Origin of the sequence: Streptomyces sp. NPDC059564 (assembly GCF_042735575.1) — a bacterium.
In the GTDB taxonomy this organism is placed as follows: domain Bacteria; phylum Actinomycetota; class Actinomycetes; order Streptomycetales; family Streptomycetaceae; genus Streptomyces.
The window spans coordinates 1-5,322 of sequence record NZ_JBHWBP010000455.1 but is presented as its reverse complement, the minus strand read 5'-3'; the positions used below and the strand labels follow the sequence as shown (position 1 = coordinate 5,322).

Here is a 5,322-nt window from a genome sequence, read left to right as displayed (position 1 = left end):
CTCCGCCCCCGCGCCTCCACCCCCCCCCGGGGGCCCCCCCCCCCCCGGGGGGGGGGGGGGGGGGGGGGGGGGGGGGGGGGGGGGCCCCCCCCCCCCCCCCAGCGGACCCGCAGGGTCAGTGGGGGGCGGTTACGCCCGTCAGGGCCGTGACGACCGGGTCGAGGGCCTGGTTGATCTCGTCGCCGATCGAGCGGAAGAAGGTGATCGGCGCCCCGTACGGGTCGTACACCTCGTCGGCGTCGGCGGACGGCGCCAGCAGCCAGCCCCGCAGCGCGGCGGCCGCCCGGACCAGGGCCCGGGCCCGCTCCGCCATGCCGTCGTCCAGCGGCGGCAGCGTCGCCGGGTCTATCGCCCGTACCAGCCGGGTGAACTCCTTCAGCGTGAAGGTCCGCAGTCCCGCCGAGTGGCCCATGGAGATGACCTGCGCCCGGTGGTCGCGCGTGGCGGTCAGCACCAGGTCGGCGCGTATGACGTGCTCGTCCAGCAGCTCCCGCCCGGTGAAGCCGGTGGCGTCGGCCCCGAAGTCCGCGAGGACGGCGGCCGCGTTGGCCTCCATCGGCGCCCCCTCGTGGCCCCAGGTGCCCGCGCTCTCCACGATGAGGTCGCCGGCCACGAGACCGAGGCCGCCCAGCCGGTGCGACAGGGCGTGGCGCGTCAGCCGCTCGGTGATGGGCGAGCGGCACACGTTGCCGGTGCTGACGTGGAGTATGCGGAAGGCGTCTCCCCCGGCCCCCGCCGGGATCTGGCCCCTTGCTATGCCACGCCCCTCAGGGCTCACGGAGCCACCTCGAGGTCGGGTACGACCTCCCGCAGCTGCTCGGCGGTCAGTGCCCCCTCGCGCAGCAGGACGGGAACCTTCCCGGTGACGTCGACGATCGACGACGGCTGGATGCCGGGCGTCGGGCCGCCGTCCAGGTACACGGACACGGAGTCGCCCAGCATCTCGCGCGCCGCGTCGCAGTCCTCGGGCGCCGGGTGCCCGGACAGGTTCGCCGAGGACACGGCCATCGGGCCGACCTCGGTCAGCAGCTCGATGGCGACGGGGTGCAGGGGCATGCGTACGGCGACGGTCCCGCGGGTCTCGCCGAGGTCCCAGGCCAGCGACGGCTGGTGCTTGGCGACGAGGGTCAGCGCACCCGGCCAGAAGGCGTCGACGAGCTCCCACGCCTGCTCGGAGAAGTCCGTGACCAGGCCGTGCAGGGTGTTCGGGGAGCCGATGAGGACGGGCGTGGGCATGTTGCGGCCCCGCCCCTTGGCGGCGAGCAGGTCACCGACGGCCTCTGCGCTGAAGGCGTCCGCGCCGATCCCGTACAGGGTGTCGGTGGGCAGCACGACGAGCTCGCCGCGGCGCACTGCGGATGCCGCTTCGCGCAGACCCGTCTTGCGGTCCGTCGCGTCGTTGCAGTCGTATCGCCGGGCCATCAGCGGGCCTCCTCGTACAGCGGGGTGGTGGCGGGAACGGTGGTCGCGCCGATCACGGCAGGGCCTTGCGGGCGGTCGCGAAGCGCGGGCGGTTGTTCAGGTCGGGGTGGTCGGCCGAGTCGGCCCAGCCCCGCTCGTCGGCGAAGATCCACGGCACCTGGCCGCCCTGGGTGTCGGCGTGCTCGATGACGACGATGCCGCCGGGCCTCAGCAGCCGGTGCGCGGTCCGCTCGATCCCGCGGATGGTGTCGAGGCCGTCCTCGCCGGAGAACAGCGCCATCTCGGGGTCGTGGTCCCGGGCCTCGGGGGCCACGTACTCCCACTCGGTGAGCGGGATGTACGGCGGGTTGGAGATGACCAGGTCGACCTGTCCGTCCAGCTCGGGCAGCGCGCTGAGCGCGTCGCCCTGGTGGACGGTGACGCGGGAGCCCTCGGCGTTCTTACGGGTCCACCGCAGCGCGTCCTCGGACAGCTCCACGGCGTGCACGCGCGAGCGCGGCACCTCCTGGGCCATGGCGAGCGCGATGGCGCCGGAGCCGGTGCACAGGTCCACGATCAGCGGCTCGACGACGTCCATCGCCCGGACGGCCTGTATGGCCCAGTCCACGACCGATTCGGTCTCGGGCCGGGGCACGAAGACCCCGGGCCCGACCTGGAGCTCCAGGTAGCGGAAGAAGGCACGGCCGGTGATGTGCTGGAGCGGCTCGCGCGCCTCGCGGCGGGCGACGGCCTCCCAGTAGCGGGCGTCGAAGTCCGCGTCCTTGACGTGGTGCAGTTCCCCCCGTTTGACGCCGTGCACGAAGGCCGCGAGCTCCTCCGCGTCGAAGCGCGGTGAGGGCACGCCGGCGGCGGCCAGCCGCTGGGTGGCCTGGGCCACCTCGGCAAGCAGCAAGTTCACGCTGGTCCTCCGGGCTGCTGTCGTACGGGGGGTGGTGCGGGATCAGGCGGGGTGGGGCGGGATCAGTGCGCGGCGGCGAGCTTGGCCGCGGAGTCCGTGTCGACGCAGGCCTGGATGACCGCGTCGAGGTCGCCGTCGAGCACCTGGTCCAAGTTGTACGCCTTGAAACCCGTCCGGTGGTCCGAGATCCGGTTTTCCGGGTAGTTGTACGTACGGATCTTCTCGGAGCGGTCCACGCTGCGCACCTGGCTGCGGCGCACGTCGGAGGCCTCCTGCTCGGCGGCTTCCTGCGCCGCGGCCAGCAGGCGCGAGCGCAGGATGCGCATGGCCTGCTCCTTGTTCTGGAGCTGGCTCTTCTCGTTCTGGCAGGAGGCGACCACGCCGGTCGGGATGTGCGTGATGCGCACGGCCGAGTCGGTGGTGTTGACGGACTGGCCGCCGGGGCCGGAGGAGCGGTACACGTCGATGCGGAGGTCGTTCATGTTGACCTCGACCTCGACCTCCTCGGCCTCCGGGGTGACGAGCACGCCCGCGGCGGAGGTGTGGATGCGGCCCTGGGACTCGGTGGCCGGAACGCGCTGGACGCGGTGCACGCCGCCCTCGTACTTCAGGCGGGCCCAGACGCCCTGGCCGGGCTCGGTGGCGCCGTTGCCGCCCTTGGTGCGGACGGAGACCTGGACGTCCTTGTAGCCGCCGAGCTCGGACTCGGTGGCGTCGATGATCTCGGTCTTCCAGCCCACGCGCTCGGCGTAGCGCAGGTACATGCGCAGCAGGTCGCCCGCGAAGAGGGCGGACTCGTCGCCGCCGGCGCCGGCCTTGACCTCGAGGAGCACGTCCTTGTCGTCGCTCGGGTCGCGCGGGACGAGCAGCAGGCGGAGCTTCTCGGTGAGCTCTTCGCGCTGGGCGCTCAGTTCCTTGACCTCGGCGATGAAGTCCGGGTCGTCGGCCGCGAACTCCTTGGCCGTCTCGATGTCCTCGGCCGACTGCTTCCAGGCGCGGAAGGTCGCCACGATCGGGGTCAGCTCCGCGTAGCGCTTGTTCAGCTTGCGCGCGTTGGCCTGATCGGAGTGGACCGAAGGGTCGGCGAGCTTCTTCTCAAGATCGGCGTGCTCGCCGATCAGTTCCTCGACCGCCTCGAACATCGGGTGCTCCTGTGGTGAAAGTCAAAAATGGGCTGGGCTTGGCGGAACGACGACAAAGGCGCCGGTCCGGCCGCCCCCGCGTGGTCAGGGGGCGGCCGGTGACCGGCGCCTGGGTCGCGCTACTTCTTGGCCGCACCCTTGCCGAAGCGGGCCTCGAAGCGGGCCACACGGCCACCGGTGTCGAGGATCTTCTGCTTGCCCGTGTAGAACGGGTGGCACTCGGAGCAGACCTCGGCACGGATGGTGCCCTCGGTCAGGGTGCTACGGGTGGTGAATGCCGCGCCACAGGTGCAGCTGACCTGGGTCTCGACGTACTCGGGGTGAACATCGCGCTTCAAGGTGTCTCCTAGATTCGGGAGGGCGCCGGGTCGCAGGAGCCGAATTGCGCACTGCGTGAACCGGGGCCGACAGACCAGTCTGCCAGGACCGGGCCGCCTGTCAAAATTCTGAGGACGCTCCCCTCAACAGGGAGGGTCCGGCATGTATTCCTGCCGGGTTTCGTCACGGAGGGTTACCGGACGATCGCTCCGGCGTCGCTCTTGTCCCCGGACGACTTCTCGGTGGCCTCGGCGGGTATCGGATGGTCGGCGAGCAGGGCGTCCCAGACCATCTTGGACTCCTTGGTGAGGGGCACCACCCGGTCCCTGTCGAGGGGGTCCTGCGTCACCGGCAAGGTGATCATGTGCATGTTCTCGGCGCTGATGCCCTGGAGGCCCTGGGCGAAGCCCGCCAGGGACTTCACGTCACCGAGCGCCTTGTCGGTGGTGATCGCCTTCGTGGCGGAGTCGGCGAGGCTGTACAGCTTCTTCGGGCTCTCGAAGACGCCGATGCCCTTGACCTGCTTGATCAGCGCCTTGATGAAGGCCTGCTGGAGCTGTATTCGGCCCAGGTCGCCGCCGTCGCCGACGCTCTTGCGGGTGCGCACGAGGCCGAGGGACTGCTCCCCGTTGAGCGTGTGGGGGCCGGCCGGGAGGTCGAGGTGGCTGCCGGGGTCCTTGATCGGCTTCGTCGTCGTGAGCGGGACCCCGCCGAGGTTGTCGATGATCTTCTTGAAGCCGGTGAAGTCGACCTCGATGTAGTGGTCCATGCGGATCCCCGACATCTGCTCGACGGTCTTCACCGCGCACGCGGCCCCGCCGATGGTGAAGGCCTCGTTGAACTGCGCGCGCTGCCTGGCGGCGCTGGTCTTCCCCTGGCCGGTGGGACAGGCGGGCCGCGGGCCCATCGTGTCGCGCGGGATCGATATGACGCTGGCCTGCTTGTGACCCTCGTACAGGTGGATGATCATCGCGGTGTCGGAGCGGGCCGAGCCGCCGTCGTCCTGGCCGTACTCGCCGTTGGCGCCGCCGCGGGAGTCGGAGCCGAGGACGAGGATGTCCATGGAGCCGTTGTCGACGTTGGGCGGGCGGTCCTTGCCCAGGGCCTGGTCGATGTCGACGGTCTTCAGGTTGCCGTTGAGCTTGAAGTAGAACCAGCCGAGGCCACCGCCGCCCAGCAGGACCACCCCGGCGGCGGTCCATGCGGCGATGGTGAGGGCCCTGCGGCGCTGCGGCGGTTTCCGGCGGCGCCGGGTGGCGGCACGGCGGCCGCGGCCCCTGATGTCCTCGCTCATGCTCTCCTCAGTCCTGCGTCTCAGTCCTGCATGCGTTGCCCGCTGCTTCTCCCACTCAGACGGACGAGCGCGTTCCAGGGTTCCACGACGCGCGGGACCGGCGGAACCTCCGGGGCGGGCGCGGACACGGATGTGGTGAAGGTCGCACGGGGGCCCGTACGGGGACCCATGGGGCGGAAACGACACGAAACCGCCCCCGCCGCGGAGGCGGCGGGGGCGGTTTCGGTGACGGGGACCCGGTCAGTCGT

The 5,322-nt window shown here is 71.3% G+C and carries 6 protein-coding genes; all 6 read right to left on the bottom strand.

Annotated features, from left to right (window positions below; translation table 11 throughout):
• Nucleotides 1-115: 115 nt before the first annotated feature.
• The gene (locus tag ACFV0Q_RS38065) at nucleotides 116-778 is read right to left on the bottom strand and encodes a protein-tyrosine-phosphatase (protein WP_385012187.1); all 663 of its coding nucleotides are present in this window, start codon (nucleotides 776-778) and stop codon (nucleotides 116-118) included.
• Complete coding sequence (locus ACFV0Q_RS38060; protein ID WP_008738155.1) at nucleotides 775-1,422, bottom strand: L-threonylcarbamoyladenylate synthase; 648 nt, start codon at nucleotides 1,420-1,422, stop codon at nucleotides 775-777. Before ACFV0Q_RS38060 ends, ACFV0Q_RS38065 begins: the two co-directional genes overlap by 4 nt.
• 52 nt (nucleotides 1,423-1,474) lie before the next feature.
• A complete protein-coding gene (gene prmC / locus ACFV0Q_RS38055) occupies nucleotides 1,475-2,320 on the bottom strand; it encodes a peptide chain release factor N(5)-glutamine methyltransferase (RefSeq protein ID WP_281209067.1) in 846 nt (281 codons plus the stop codon).
• A 62-nt stretch (nucleotides 2,321-2,382) separates the two neighbouring features.
• Nucleotides 2,383-3,462: a peptide chain release factor 1 gene (gene prfA, locus ACFV0Q_RS38050; protein ID WP_385012183.1), complete on the bottom strand. Its 1,080-nt coding sequence runs from the start codon at nucleotides 3,460-3,462 to the stop codon at nucleotides 2,383-2,385.
• A 119-nt stretch (nucleotides 3,463-3,581) separates the two neighbouring features.
• Nucleotides 3,582-3,800, bottom strand: a complete 219-nt coding sequence (gene rpmE, locus ACFV0Q_RS38045) for a 50S ribosomal protein L31 (RefSeq protein WP_385012181.1) — start codon at nucleotides 3,798-3,800, stop codon at nucleotides 3,582-3,584.
• Nucleotides 3,801-3,973: 173 nt separating this feature from the next.
• Nucleotides 3,974-5,074: an LCP family protein gene (locus ACFV0Q_RS38040; RefSeq protein ID WP_385012178.1), complete on the bottom strand. Its 1,101-nt coding sequence runs from the start codon at nucleotides 5,072-5,074 to the stop codon at nucleotides 3,974-3,976.
• Between the last annotated feature and the right edge of the window lie 248 nt (nucleotides 5,075-5,322).